At 39.7% G+C, this 13823-nt stretch carries 12 protein-coding genes and 1 pseudogene; 11 read left to right on the forward strand and 2 right to left on the reverse strand.

Going from position 1 to position 13823, the window contains the following annotated elements:
• Positions 1–51 precede the first annotated feature (51 nt).
• Positions 52–1299 (reverse strand): carboxyl-terminal processing protease CtpA, encoded by a 1248-nt coding sequence (gene ctpA, locus H6G79_RS27810; RefSeq protein WP_190592620.1) that lies wholly within the window; start codon positions 1297–1299, stop codon positions 52–54.
• Positions 1300–1665: 366 nt separating this feature from the next.
• On the opposite strand from ctpA, the gene petB reads away from it, so the two are divergent.
• The 5 genes from petB (at position 1666) to H6G79_RS27835 (ending at position 5629) form a co-directional block, all read left to right on the forward strand.
• Complete coding sequence (gene petB, locus H6G79_RS27815) at positions 1666–2313, forward strand: cytochrome b6 (RefSeq protein WP_062297765.1); 648 nt, start codon at positions 1666–1668, stop codon at positions 2311–2313.
• A 227-nt stretch (positions 2314–2540) separates the two neighbouring features.
• Positions 2541–3023: a cytochrome b6-f complex subunit IV gene (petD, locus tag H6G79_RS27820; protein WP_190592621.1), complete on the forward strand. Its 483-nt coding sequence runs from the start codon at positions 2541–2543 to the stop codon at positions 3021–3023.
• Positions 3024–3398: 375 nt separating this feature from the next.
• Positions 3399–3833 carry an anti-sigma regulatory factor gene (locus H6G79_RS27825; RefSeq protein WP_190592622.1) on the forward strand — a complete coding sequence of 145 codons (435 nt, stop codon included), beginning with the start codon at positions 3399–3401 and terminating at the stop codon, positions 3831–3833.
• Between the two features lie 179 nt (positions 3834–4012).
• Complete coding sequence (locus tag H6G79_RS27830) at positions 4013–5179, forward strand: glycosyltransferase family 4 protein (protein ID WP_190592623.1); 1167 nt, start codon at positions 4013–4015, stop codon at positions 5177–5179.
• Between the two features lie 78 nt (positions 5180–5257).
• Positions 5258–5629, forward strand: a complete 372-nt coding sequence (locus H6G79_RS27835; RefSeq protein WP_190592624.1) for a hypothetical protein — start codon at positions 5258–5260, stop codon at positions 5627–5629.
• Positions 5630–5875: 246 nt separating this feature from the next.
• On the opposite strand, the gene H6G79_RS27840 is transcribed toward H6G79_RS27835, so the two are convergent.
• On the reverse strand, positions 5876–6622 hold the full coding sequence (locus H6G79_RS27840; protein WP_190592625.1) for a DsbA family protein: 747 nt from the start codon (positions 6620–6622) through the stop codon (positions 5876–5878).
• Between the two features lie 524 nt (positions 6623–7146).
• On the opposite strand from H6G79_RS27840, the gene trpS reads away from it, so the two are divergent.
• The 6 genes and pseudogenes from trpS to H6G79_RS27870 all read left to right on the forward strand — a co-directional run.
• Entirely contained in the window at positions 7147–8154 is a 1008-nt protein-coding gene (gene trpS, locus H6G79_RS27845; protein ID WP_190592626.1) for a tryptophan--tRNA ligase, read from the forward strand.
• Between the two features lie 172 nt (positions 8155–8326).
• Positions 8327–9247: a methylenetetrahydrofolate reductase gene (locus H6G79_RS27850; RefSeq protein WP_190592627.1), complete on the forward strand. Its 921-nt coding sequence runs from the start codon at positions 8327–8329 to the stop codon at positions 9245–9247.
• 157 nt (positions 9248–9404) lie between these two features.
• Positions 9405–10532: a DUF262 domain-containing protein gene (locus H6G79_RS27855; protein WP_190592628.1), complete on the forward strand. Its 1128-nt coding sequence runs from the start codon at positions 9405–9407 to the stop codon at positions 10530–10532.
• Complete coding sequence (locus H6G79_RS27860; RefSeq protein ID WP_190592629.1) at positions 10529–11650, forward strand: DUF3696 domain-containing protein; 1122 nt, start codon at positions 10529–10531, stop codon at positions 11648–11650. Before H6G79_RS27855 ends, H6G79_RS27860 begins: the two co-directional genes overlap by 4 nt.
• Positions 11651–11653: 3 nt before the next feature.
• Complete coding sequence (locus tag H6G79_RS27865) at positions 11654–12613, forward strand: hypothetical protein (RefSeq protein ID WP_190592630.1); 960 nt, start codon at positions 11654–11656, stop codon at positions 12611–12613.
• 447 nt (positions 12614–13060) lie between these two features.
• Positions 13061–13717: pseudogene (locus H6G79_RS27870) on the forward strand (DUF2382 domain-containing protein); the annotation flags it as partial.
• Between the last annotated feature and the right edge of the window lie 106 nt (positions 13718–13823).

Here is a 13823-nt window from a genome sequence, read left to right on the forward strand (position 1 = left end):
GTCTCCCTTCTCCCATTTCCAGGCAGATTGTAAAAAACCTACATTCTTCCCCTACTCCCGACTCCCCACAACTAAAGGATTCTGTGCCAATATTTCGACGGCGGCTTGATATTGGGAATCTGCTTCTGTGGCGAGTTGATCGCGGGTAATGGGTTGTTGGGTAACTATTTTATCTGGCTTAATTCCGAGTTTATTAATATCTCGATGTTGGGGAGTTTCATATTTAGCAATTGTGACTGCTAAACCAGAACCATCTGACAGTTCAAATAAAGATTGAATTAAGCCTTTACCAAATGTAGTTTCGCCTACTAATTGGGCGCGGCCATTATCTTGCAATGCGCCAGCCAGAATTTCACTAGCACTAGCAGTTCCTTGATTGACCAGAATTACTAAGGGGTCTTTTGTGAGTGCTGGGCCAAAAGCTTCAAAACTTCCTTGAATACCTTGACGATTCACTGTGTAGACAATGGTGCCAGAATCTAACCACAGCCGCGCAATTTCCACGCCAGCCTGTAAAAGTCCCCCTGGATTATTGCGTAAATCTAAAATATAGGCATCAGCGCCTTTTTTCTCTAGACTATTAATAGCGTGTGCCAACTCTGTAGAGGCGTTGGCGTTAAATTGAGTCAGGCGAAGATAGCCAATGGATGTGCCTTGAGAAGAAGTACGCAATTGGGCAACAACTGGGTTGAGTTCAATGCGATCGCGCACTATACTAACTTCTCGCTCTACTTCGCCATCACGCTCAATTAACAGCGTTACTAAACTGCCAATGGGGCCGCGCATCCTGGCTGCTGCTTCATCCAAAGTTAAATTCTCTGTGGAAAATCCTTCAATTTTGAGAATGCGATCGCGCGGTCTAATGCCGGCTTTCTCGGCTGGTGAACCTTCAATCGGCGAAACCACCTCTAATTGACCTGTTTGGGGATTGAGGGCGATTTGCAACCCAACTCCAGTTAATTCTCCAGAAGTATTGACCTGCAAACTACGGTACTGTTCTGGATCTAAAAAACGGGTAAAAGGATCATCTAAACTCTTGAGCATGGACTGAATGGACGTGTAAGCAGCTTCTTTGTTAGTCAAAGGCTTCTCTAGCACCTTTTGTCTCACACTTGCCCAGTTTTGATGATTAAATGTGTCGTCTAAATAAGTCCGATTGACAATGCGCCAAACTTCTGAAACAAGCTTTTGTTCACTGGTCAATGCTGTGGCCGTTGGGATAAACCCGCCAAGCGCCAAACAAAATCCCAAAAATAGTGACAAAACCACCCGAAAAACGTACTTTTGCATGAACCCCATTCTCAATTCCACCTGAACCCAAATTGTATCGAACTGCCCAGTTCTCTCGTTGTTGATGAAATCTATCTCTCGACTATGTTACTTTTTTTATAGAAGTAGTGCATTGCTCTCATCAAATTGTTAAGGCAATCTATGAGTACACAAGGCACTCTACAAACGATAAAATCTTCTTTGGAACTGGCATTTGAAGTGTTTGGTTGCAAAGAGAACGCCATATATTTCATATTTACAGAGTGTTAAGTTGCTGAAAACGCTCATCACTCTGAAAGCAAAAAAACCAAACAAACAACCTTTTTGTGAAAATCCCAAAATTGCCAATTGGGAGATTTATCAACCGCAACCGATTTTTTAGGAACTTGAGATTGTATGGCCAACGTTTACGACTGGTTTGAGGAACGCTTGGAAATTCAGGCGCTTGCTGAAGACGTAACAAGCAAGTACGTCCCTCCCCACGTCAACATCTTTTACTGTCTGGGTGGAATTACTCTAGTCTGTTTTCTCATCCAGTTTGCTACTGGATTCGCAATGACGTTCTACTACAGACCAACAGTTACAGAAGCTTATGCTTCTGTACAGTACATCATGAACGAAGTAAACTTCGGTTGGCTGATTCGCTCCATCCACCGTTGGTCTGCCAGCATGATGGTGTTAATGATGATTCTGCACGTTTTCCGGGTTTACTTAACTGGTGGTTTTAAAAAGCCCCGCGAATTAACCTGGGTAAGTGGTGTCATCATGGCTGTGATCACCGTTTCCTTTGGAGTAACCGGCTACTCTCTGCCTTGGGATCAAGTAGGATACTGGGCTGTGAAAATCGTGAGTGGTGTACCAGAAGCGATTCCTGTTGTTGGGACATTGATTTCTGATTTGTTGCGCGGTGGTTCTAGTGTTGGTCAAGGAACATTAACTCGTTACTACAGCGCCCACACCTTTGTTCTACCTTGGCTAATTGCAGTCTTCATGCTGTTCCACTTCTTGATGATTCGCAAACAAGGCATTTCCGGGCCTTTGTAATTTCATTGTTGGTTCAGCCAAAATGTGAACAGGCATTAGCTATTTCCAGACAAATTTGTTTGTTTTAAACTGATGAACAATTAGATATGGCACATCAGTAAAAAATCACAGACAGTTTGACTAAGAAATAATGGCTATTCCCCCGTCTGACAAGACTGGGGTAGCCTCAAAGCAAATGGCTAACATCAATGCTTTAACTGAAATTCAGCAGGAGAACGCATTTAAAAATGGCAACACAGAAAAAACCCGATCTGAGCGATCCTATCTTAAGAGCCAAGCTGGCTAAGGGAATGGGTCACAACTATTATGGTGAACCCGCTTGGCCCAATGACCTACTTTATATATTCCCAGTTGTAATTATGGGATCTTTCGCTTGTATTGTGGCTCTAGCTGTACTAGATCCAGCAATGACAGGTGAACCAGCAGATCCTTTCGCTACACCACTGGAAATTCTACCAGAGTGGTACTTGTACCCTGTATTCCAAATTTTGCGATCGCTTCCTAACAAATTGTTGGGAGTTCTCGCAATGGCTTCCGTACCCCTGGGACTAATTCTGATTCCCTTTATTGAGAGTGTGAATAAGTTCCAAAATCCCTTCCGTCGCCCAGTTGCAACTACAGTATTTCTGTTTGGCACTTTGGTAACTTTGTGGTTGGGTATTGGCGCAGCTTTACCTTTAGACAAATCCTTGACCTTGGGACTTTTCTAAATTAGATTAGTTACCGAAAATTGCTTTGACGCTTGTGTAAGTTTGATTAGCATGTAAAAGGGTGTGGGTGGTGGCTAAAACCACTCATACCCTCTAAAATATGCTAGTGAAACAACTAACAAGCGTCAATTTTAGTAATTTAGTACAAAAAGGCAAAAGGAAGAATATTGATACCACAAGCTTTTTAGCAATTTATTATGGTCTGTTTATTTACTCCAACTGTACTAGGCAGTACCTGAGATTTTTTGGGTATATAGCAAAGCAGATTTTAGGACATTTAACTTTGTCCCATAACATCACAAGCTATACCAAAATTAAAAATCTCCCCAAGTCAACCAGTCAAAACATTTTTATTGAATACTCAAGTCAAGGTCAATGCTGAGAATGGTGGAGCGCGACCATCTGACTGTCAGGAGCGAACTTCCGCTCTTAAATAAGGTTCAACAATGGTTTGAGCAGTTTTGTCTCAAATATTTATGTCAACGTGGTTGGACAGAACACCAACTCTATTGTCTGAATTTAGCTTTAGCAGAGGGCTTTACCAATGCAGTTCGCCATGCTCATGAGACTTTACCACCGGAAACAACCATAGATATTGAAGTGAGTCTATGGGTTGACCGAATGGAGATTAGAATTTGGGATCATGGCCAGCCTTTTAATCCAGATGAAATCGCCGAGCCGGAACCTGGTAATCCCCAGGAAGGAGGTTATGGCTGGTTTTTGTTGAGGCGTTTGACGGATCGGGTGGTTTATGAACGTAGCACGGATGAGCGAAATTGTCTGTTAATTATCGAGTACAGTCACCAATAAATTCCAATGGTGAAAAATCAGGTGATTTAAGGGTAAATACAAAAAATCAGTGTATAAAAAATACACTCAGTCTGGTAAAGTCAGCATACGATTTTAGTGACATTTTTGGTAAAATTTGGCAGCAGTATAGAAATAATTCAAGCTGCACTAAAGTAGAACTTGTATTAATAAAAACTTAAATGCTGACTGATTTAACCCAAAGAAAACTACAAGGTATTAACAAAGTTCACCCAACTCCGCACCAATCTTTCGTTTTTATCGAAGTTTTTGGTTGTGAAGGGGGGATTCAGTCTTATGTCAAAGATATCTTTCAGGCTTATACAGAGTTGAATGCAGGTTACAAGACAGATGTTTTCGTCCTGCGAGATAGTCCAGACTGTGTTAATCCTTTTGTGTCTGAGAGTGTAAAATTCCATTATTTTAAAAATAAGTCGCCGCAAATTGGCAGAATGGCGATGGCTGGCGCTTTATTAAAGTTTCTTTTACAAAAACGTCCAGAACGTGTATTTTGTGGTCATATTAAACTTGCCGTCTTAATCCAAACTCTTTGTCAGCCGTTAGGTATTCCCTACACAGTCCTCACCTACGGAAAAGAAGTCTGGGAACCCTTAAATACTCTAGAACGCCGCGCACTCGCCGCAGCCAGTGAAATTTGGACAATCAGCCGTTACAGCCGCGATCGCGCTTGTGCGGCGAATAAAATTAACCCCGACAAAGTGAAAATGCTGCCTTGTGCAATTGATGGTGATAAATTTACCCCAGGGGAAAAACTACCAGAATTAGTCGAGAAGTATGGTTTAACAAATGCTAAAGTATTGATGACAGTAGCACGCCTGTGGTCGGGTGATATTTACAAAGGCGTAGATGTCACAATTCGGGCTTTACCTCAAATCGCCCAGGCTTTCCCAGAAGTGAAATATTTGGTGATTGGGCGTGGTGATGATCAACCGCGATTAGCCCAGTTATCCCAAGATTTGGGTGTAAGCGATCGCGTTGTGTTTGCTGGTTTTGTCCCCACGGAAGATTTAATCGCTCATTATCGCCTAGCAGATGCTTATATCATGCCTTCTCAAGAAGGTTTTGGTATTGTTTATCTAGAAGCAATGGCTTGTGGTATCCCAGTGTTATCCGGTGATGCAGATGGTTCGGCTGATCCTTTACAAGATGGTAAACTAGGCTGGCGAGTCCCACACCGTGATGCTGATGCTGTCGCCGCCGCTTGTATTGAAATTTTACAAAAGAATGATCAACGCTGTGATGGCAAGTGGTTGCGCGAACAAGCGATCGCCCATTTCGGGACAGTAGCCTTTAAACAGCAGCTTGCAGCGTTAGTAAAAACATCTTAACCAATGACCAATAACAAATGACCCTTGACAATCTCTAAACTCGCTATCCTAGAAAGAGAGCAAGACTGTAATTAAAAAATGAGCTTTAACAATTCACAATTGAATATGCTAAATCTCCGCCCTTTGCTCACTTTCTTAGCAGTTATCTGGTTGCTAGGTTCATTGGGACTGGGTTGGTTAGTAAAATCTTTATTTATCCTGTTTGCACTGCTGTCACTAGCGCCTGTAGTGGCTTTCGTTGGGTTTCGCTGGTGGCTACAACGCAACTTAGTAACTGACAAGTGTCCTGTCTGCGCCTACGAATTCACTGGTTTGAACAATAGCCAATTACAATGTCCTAACTGTGGCGAACAGCTATTAGTCCAGAAAGGCCACTTCCAACGCTTTGCACCAGAAGGCACAATTGATGTGACTGCGGTAGAAGTACAAGCCCAATCATTGGAAGATTAATGAAGAAGTCTTCAAGTGTAGGGAGACAAGGTAGACAAGGTAGACAAGGTAGACAAGGTAGACAAGGGAGATAAGTTAGATAAGGTAGATAAGAGAGAGATAGGATTGCTATAACTTCGTGTCCTACTTGTCCTTTGTGGTTCTTTGATACAAAAAATTAAGGGTGTAAGGGTTTTGGATACATATACCCCTACACCCTTACACCCAGTGTTTACAATCTTTGTGTGTAAATTCCGTCTAGTCTATTTAACTCGCACTACCCAATCTCGCTTCAATGTCGGCTGCTTGGACTGCACCAGTGTATTTATCAGTGTTGATAACTAGGAATGGTGTACCAGAGATACCTAAATCATTCGCTTGTTTGAGGTCTTTGTCAATGGCTGTTTTTGCCAACTTGCGATCGCTCTCAAACTTCACCAAATTGAGGTTTAGTTTTTTAGCAATATCAACGTATAAGGTTTCACCTAGTTGCTTTTGATTTTCAAACAAAGCATCATGGTATTCCCAGAACTTACCTTGTTGTTTAGCAGCCCAAGCCGCTTGCGCTGCGGGGAATGCTTCTGGATGGACTCCAGTTAGAGGAAAATTCTTGTAAACCAATGTCAACTCGTCTTTATGCTTGTCTACTACTGATTTCAGAGTTTTATGTACTTCCGCACAGTAGGGACATTGAAAATCAGAAAACTCAACTAGCACTGTTTTGGACTTAGCCGCACCAGTGGTTGGTGATTCGCCAATGATATTTGCTGGGTTAGATTTTAAATCATCTAAAAAAGCTTGTTGGACTTTCTGTAATTTTTCTTGTTTAGCCAGTTGATACTCTTGCAGAGAGTTAAGAACGAATTGTGGATTGTTACGGATAATTTCTAAAACTTGCTTTTCGAGTTTAGAGTCAATGTCGGTAGCTGCTTGTGCAGGTAGTGTCCAGCCTAAGACCAAACACAGCAGGCAGACGATAACCCAGGTACGTAGATACTGAAATAATTGTCGCATATCAAAATACTGAAAGTGGTCTAGCACTATTTAAGTATTACCTACTGTCTGTAAAGTTAAAAAGCAGGGGATTGTAAATATTTCTTGTTGAGCTAAAGCAGAATTAAAGAGGGTTACAGCCTTGTGTTCTTTCTGAAATATTGATCTGAATTTGAAGTTTTTACTTAATTAAAAATTAAGGATTACTGATAACTCACCATATATCTTGGTGCGTTACGGCTAATTCTCATACTTTAAATCTAGGACTTACGCATAAAAACGAAAAATCAAGGGTTTTGGCGAGGGTATAGGGGTTCAGGGGTATACTGATTCAAAATCCTTACACCCCAAACCCTTTCACCCTTTCACCCAATCTCTACAGATAATCTTTGCGCGTAAGTCCTGGCCGTAATACACCCTACTTTTTTTGGAGAGAAATTGCCACCTTGCCATCTTTGACGCATAAAAAGTCTATAATGCCGTGTGACACGGCATCATAAGGATGGATACGTGCATGAACATTTAGCAAGAACTAGAGTGAATCTATGGGTAAGCAGCGTGTGCTGTCAGGAGTTCAACCAACTGGTAATCTGCACTTAGGTAACTACTTAGGCGCGATTCGCAACTGGGTAGAAATCCAAGACCAGTATGAAAATTTCTTTTGTGTAGTGGATTTACACGCGATTACTGTACCGCATAATCCAGCGTCTTTGGCGGCAGATACTTACACCATCGCCGCACTTTACCTGGCCTGTGGGATTGATTTAAACCACTCCAGTATCTTTGTCCAGTCCCATGTTTCTGCACACAGTGAACTTGCTTGGCTGCTTAACTGCATCACTCCCCTAAACTGGCTACAAGACATGATTCAGTTTAAGGAAAAGGCTGTTAAACAAGGTGAAAACGTTAGTACAGGTTTGTTAATCTACCCAGTGCTGATGGCGGCTGATATTTTGCTTTATCAAGCGGATAAAGTGCCGGTGGGTGAAGACCAAAAACAACACATAGAACTGACAAGGGATATTGTCAATCGATTAAATCATCAATTTGCTAAGGATCAACCAGTTTTGAAGTTACCAGATCCTTTGATTCGGAAAGATGGCGCAAGGGTGATGAGCTTGACCGATGGGACACGCAAAATGTCCAAGTCTGATCCGTCAGAGTTGAGCCGGATTAATCTGTTAGATCCACCAGACCAGATTGCGAATAAAATCAAACGGTGCAAAACTGATCCTGTCCGGGGTTTAACTTTTGATGATCCAGAACGGCCGGAGTGTAATAACTTATTAACTTTGTATATGTTGCTGTCTGGCAAGACCAAAGCAGCAGTAGCAGCAGAATGCCAAGATATGGGTTGGGGACAATTCAAGCCACTATTGACAGAAACAACAATTAATGCCTTACAACCCATCCAAGAAAAATATCAGCAAATTATGGATGACAAGGGTTATTTGGAGTCTGTGTTGCGTGATGGACGGGAAAAAGCACAAGCGATCGCTAATCAAACTTTAGCAGATGTGAAAGCAGCGTTAGGCTACTCTATGCCTGTGTAGTTCATCATGGCTTATAGGGAAGCTTGTACTTAAGTTTATACTTACGTACTTCCTAACTAGCAAGTGCTGGGGAAGAATGATCATTGTTTTTCTTCCCCACTTCCCGATTCTGCCCCTTGTTCTTTAAGGTGTAATTTGTTATACGCTTAAAAAGAACATAAAGAATAACGTTATGGAAGATAACCATAGCTGTGCTGCTTTAAATTATTTCCGTAAAGCCGCGCAAGCAGGGGAATTTTTAGTTACCGCCGAGGTAGCACCCCCAAAAGGAGGAAATCCTACTCATACAATTGAAATGGCGGCGACTCTTAAGGGGAGAGTTCATGCTGTCAATATTACTGATGGTAGCCGCGCTGTGTTGCGAATGTCGTCATTAGTAGCTTCAGCGATTTTACTACAAAACGGCATTGAACCAATTTGTCAGATGGCTTGCCGCGATCGCAACCGTATCGCCTTACAAGCCGACTTGATGGGCGCTCATGCTTTAGGTATTCGGAATATCTTAGCTTTAACAGGCGACCCGGTAAAAGCAGGTGATCATCCTGATGCAAAGGGTGTCTTTGATTTAGAGTCAGTGCGACTACTGCAATTAATTCAAAAAATGAATCAAGGTGTTGATTGCAACGATAAACCCTTGACTGATGGCGCGACAGATTTATTTGTCGGTGCAGCCGTAGACCCGCAGTGTGCAAGTTGGTCTGGTTTGCAAAGTCGCTTTGAACGCAAAATTGCAGCCGGAGCGCAGTTTTTTCAAAGTCAATTAATCACTGATTTTGAAAGACTAGAAAAGTTCATGGATAAGATAGCGTCTGTGCATAATAAACCCATTTTGGCAGGAATTTTTCTGTTGAAATCAGCGAAAAATGCTCAATTTATTAATAGGTGCGTTCCGGGTGTAAATATACCCGAACATATTATTGATAGATTAGCCAAAGCCAAAGACCCCCTAGAAGAAGGTGTCAAAATTGCCGCAGAACAAGTGCAAATAGCAAAGCAATTGTGTCATGGTGTCCACATGATGGCTGTGAAGCGGGAAGATTTGATTCCCAAGATTTTGGATTTGGCGGGGGTAACGAAGATCACAAAATCGTAATTTAGGCTGAAGCAAAATTTATATAGAGGCGTGAAATTCCGCGTCTCTACAAATTATAAAACTCTTATAATCAAGTTAGTATCTCATCAAATTAGCCATCTAAATCATATACTCAAAACAATTAATATTTATTACATATCTGGATGGAGGATTTACTGTGACAAATTTGCAAAATTATATCAATAATGAAGACACGATTAACGAAGAAGATGAGAATGAGGAAGAGCAATATGAAAAGAATACTTTTGATTATGATCCAGAAAAAATAAATATTGTAACTAGGGAGCCAACAATCGAACAATTACTGAGACGTATTGATCAAGAAGTGCTAGATTTAGCACCTGATTTTCAGCGCCAGGCTAATATTTGGAAGGATGATGTTAAAAGTAGATTAATTGAATCTATTTTGATTCGTATTCCCCTACCCGCATTCTATATAGATGCAACTAATGAAGATAAATGGTTAGTTGTAGATGGATTACAACGCCTATCTGCTTTAAAGCAATTTGTCAGTGAGAAAAAGCTGACGCTAAGTGGACTAGAATACCTAACAAATCTTGATGGTAAAACTTATGATGAATTAGAACCAAGATATCAACGACGCATCCTTGAAACTCAACCTACCGTTTATCTAATTGAAAAAGGTACACCTATAGAAGTAAAATATAATATCTTCAAACGAATTAATACAGGAGGTGTACGCCTTTCCAACCAAGAAATTCGCCATGCTCTTAATCCTGGTCAAGCCAACAAATTTTTAGCTAAACTTGCGGTAACTGAAGAATTTAGGCGAGTTATAAATCTTAGTGAGTCCAAGAAGAAACGTATGGATGATCGAGAATTTATTACTGGTTTTATAGCTTTTAAGTTAAATTCTTACAAAGATTATCATAAAGATACTAGAGATGCTTTTTTAAGTAAGGGTTTATCCAAAGTAAATAATCTTTCAGACGCAGAATTAAATGAAATTGAAACCAGTTTTAAAAAAGCTATGATAGCAGCATTTAATATTTTTGGAGAAAATGCTTTTCGTAAACTGTCTAATAAAAATAAAAGAAAATTTCCTCTTAATAAATCTTTGTTTGAAGCTTGGTCAGTAAACCTTAGTCAATTGAATGATGAAGAAATTAAAGTATTAAAAGAACGTAAACAAAAAATAATTGATGATTTTATTTTCTATACAGATAATGATAAAGAATTTTTCTCTTCTATTTCTCAAGCTGAAAACAAAATAGAGTATCGATTTGGTACTATTGAGAAAATAATTCAGGAAGTATTGAAATGATTTTTTCACTACGGTTAATCAATTTTAAAACTTTTGAAAATCAGTTTTTAGAGTTTAGACCACTAACTCTACTTTCAGGAATTAACAGTACTGGTAAATCTTCAGTATTACAATCATTGCTACTTCTGCGTCAATCTTACCAACAAGAATTATTACCAAAGACAGGTTTAGCGTTAAACGGTGAATTAGTTCATATTGGTACTGCTCAAGATTCGTTTTGTGAAAGAGCAAAAGATAATTATATTAGTTTTGAAGTTGCCTGGAAAGATAATAGGAAAGGAATATGGAACTTTAATTACGACCTGGAGAAGAAAGATGCAGATGTTTTAAATATTGCCTTAGAATCAATCAATTCTGAAGTTTACTTATCCAGCCTTTTCAGTAAAAATTTCCACTATCTACAAGCAGAACGGCTTGGGCCTCGACCATTTAATGAAACGTTAGATTATCAAGTCAGAATACGTAAACAACTCGGCACTAAAGGAGAATATGCAGCACATTTCCTTTATGTTTATGGACGTAAAGCTATTCCTATCGCTAACCTAAGTTATCCACATGCCAAATCAATGGATTTGATAGACCAAGTTGAAGCATGGATGAGAGAGGTTAGCCCTGGTACACGTATAAAAATCACATCAAATTCAGATATGGGTTTGGTGAATATGCAATATTTTTATGGAGATAGTAATCCTTACCGTGCAACTAATGTTGGTTTTGGTATTACTTACACTTTGCCAATTATTTTAGCAGTACTAGCATCAGAACCTGATACACTAATGCTAGTTGAAAATCCGGAGGCTCATCTTCATCCCAGAGGACAAGCCAAAATGGGTGAATTACTAGCACTTGCAGCGAGTTGTGGTGTTCAAGTAGTGATAGAAACTCACAGCGACCATGTTTTGAACGGGATTCGTCTTGCTGTTCATGATGGCAAGCTTAAACCAGAAGATGTGCAATTACATTACTTTCAACGTGAAGAAAACCAGGGACAGGCGTACACAAAAGTCATTTCACCAAGTATTGATCGGGACGGTAGAATTGACCGATGGCCTGATGGATTTTTTGATGAATGGGAAAAAAGCTTAGATGCTTTGTTAGAACCTGCTACGGGAGATTAGGGTGTGGAGCTTGATTTAATATTCAATGAATTATCTCTGCGAAATCTAGCCGAAAATGAGCGCATAGCACAACAATGGATGTCTGAGTTAATTAAAACTATTAAAGCTTTTACTGCACAGGGTGTTAAGGTTAGCCTTCGCTCTCAAGAAAATTTTCATACAATCATGCTCGCACCTAATTATCCTGTAGGTCGTTGGTTTAATGATGCAGACCAAAGAGAAAGACTGTTTATCAAAACTCTTGTTACTAAAGCTCCTTTATCCATAGATTTAGGAAATTCGGATATTCAGGATATTGAAAATAATACTGGCTTATCTGAATTCTATTATGGGGGAGAATTAGCTATTGGACTTGGTATTGCTCATTTACTTGATACCGTAGCAGTAAGTTTTACATCAGATGAATGCTGGAATTGTAGCAATATAGAAATCGATACAATACAAATTAATGAAGATGAAAAGATTTTTAATGAAAGTCTAGAGATTCCACACTCTAGCTACAGTCATCATGTCAATGAACATAAAGAATGGATACAAAAGCGTATTCGTGACATGGTTATTGACGGGGAAGATATATGGAATCGGAAAACAGAATTATTTCCAAACTTAGAATTTTGTGAAGTTGTTGGTAGGCAGCTAAAAAATATTCGTACTAGACAGTTAGAACTTCAGCCTGTCTTTAAAATCTTGTATGAACTCCAACAATGTACAGAAAACTGGAAAACTGGCTCATTCAATGTTAAAGGTTATGCTCTTGAGGAGTCGGGAGAAAGTGAAGCAACTCTTAATCAATATAAAAATGAAAGAATGTTTCTTTGCCCCGATGGGGAAAAGCGTTTATTTGAGAAGCATATTAAATTAAGGTTTTGTAACTGGCGAATTCACTTCTTTCCAAAAGAACCAGGAAGAGTCATTATTGGCTATGTTGGTCGTCATCTTCCCACGGTGAAATATAAAACTTAGTAAACGCAGATGGACGCAGATAAATTTGTATCTCAGCAGACTAGTACAACAAGGCAAAAGTAAAAAGTGAGCCATTGCGGTGGACGGGTTTCTCGGCATAAAGCAAATGGCGACCCGAAGGGCAAAAGGAAAAAGAAAGAATAGTGATATCACAAGCCTTTTAGCAATTCTATATAGTCTGTTTATTTCCGCCGCGTTGTACTAGGAAAGGCTATAGTGCTTAAAATATACCCAAATTTGAGGTGAGAAACACAAATTTTTAGCCAGCGATCGCTATGAGTCTAACTACAGCAAAATAGACAGTAGACGAATATCATCGTATGATTGCGGTGGGTATAGAGAACAACAATAAATATCTTAAAAAATTCAGCCATCAGTTAGAGGATTTCTCGCACAAGAATTTTTAGCGTAGAGATATCAATATATCTTCTCAAGAACTTCCCAGCTATGCCTCTTTACAAACTCGAAGAATTTGACCCTCAATACCGAGAAACATTTGGCGGTGATGATGTTAAAGGTTTAGAACTCTATACTGAGGGCGGAGTAAAAATTGGTTCCGTAAGTGATGCTTTAGTTGATCCAAATGGGCGTTTTCGCTATTTAGTGATTGACACAGGCTTTGATACTCTTGGTAAGAGAATATTACTACCAATCGGTCTTTCACGCATCAACTATCCCGAACAACGGGTATATGTCGATGGACTTAGTAAAGAGCAAGTGGAAAAGCTACCTGAGTACCACGAAAGCTATACAGTTGATGAAGACTATGAAGAAAGAGTACGCAGTGTATTTCGTCAGATAAATAGTAATGTAATTTACGATTGCAATACATACAATTATCAAACAGAACCTAATTTATACAATTTGAATGATCAATATCATCAAACACTTAGATTGTATGAAGAACGCCTCATAGCCAATAAACAGCGCGTTAAAACCGGAGAAGTTGCAGTTGGTAAACATACGGAAACTGAAACTGCACGAATTACAGTCCCTGTTCAAAAAGAACGGGTTGTAATTGAGCGAGTTTCACCCACAGAAACAGGAACAGTCCTTGACCCCAATGAAGTGAGATTTCAAGAGGGTGAAGTAGCACGTATAGAACCCATTTGGGATCTAGTATACTGATAAAATAACAGTATGTTTTGTCACTTATGTATTTAAGCAGTTTAACAGATGAAGAGTGGCTAATTATTGAACCATTATTACC

The organism is Anabaena sp. FACHB-83, assembly GCF_014697485.1.
Taxonomy (GTDB): Bacteria; Cyanobacteriota; Cyanobacteriia; order Cyanobacteriales; family Nostocaceae; genus Nostoc_B.

Excerpts from the sequence above, each read along its gene's own strand:
- ctpA (WP_190592620.1), bottom strand. The coding sequence starts at position 1,299 with ATGGGGTTCATGCAAAAGTACGTTTTTCGGGTGGTTTTGTCACTATTT.
- petB (WP_062297765.1), top strand. The coding sequence starts at position 1,666 with ATGGCCAACGTTTACGACTGGTTTGAGGAACGCTTGGAAATTCAGGCG.
- petD (WP_190592621.1), top strand. The coding sequence starts at position 2,541 with ATGGCAACACAGAAAAAACCCGATCTGAGCGATCCTATCTTAAGAGCC.
- H6G79_RS27825 (WP_190592622.1), top strand. The coding sequence starts at position 3,399 with ATGCTGAGAATGGTGGAGCGCGACCATCTGACTGTCAGGAGCGAACTT.
- H6G79_RS27830 (WP_190592623.1), top strand. The coding sequence starts at position 4,013 with ATGCTGACTGATTTAACCCAAAGAAAACTACAAGGTATTAACAAAGTT.
- H6G79_RS27835 (WP_190592624.1), top strand. The coding sequence starts at position 5,258 with ATGAGCTTTAACAATTCACAATTGAATATGCTAAATCTCCGCCCTTTG.
- H6G79_RS27840 (WP_190592625.1), bottom strand. The coding sequence starts at position 6,622 with ATGCGACAATTATTTCAGTATCTACGTACCTGGGTTATCGTCTGCCTG.
- trpS (WP_190592626.1), top strand. The coding sequence starts at position 7,147 with ATGGGTAAGCAGCGTGTGCTGTCAGGAGTTCAACCAACTGGTAATCTG.
- H6G79_RS27850 (WP_190592627.1), top strand. The coding sequence starts at position 8,327 with ATGGAAGATAACCATAGCTGTGCTGCTTTAAATTATTTCCGTAAAGCC.
- H6G79_RS27860 (WP_190592629.1), top strand. The coding sequence starts at position 10,529 with ATGATTTTTTCACTACGGTTAATCAATTTTAAAACTTTTGAAAATCAG.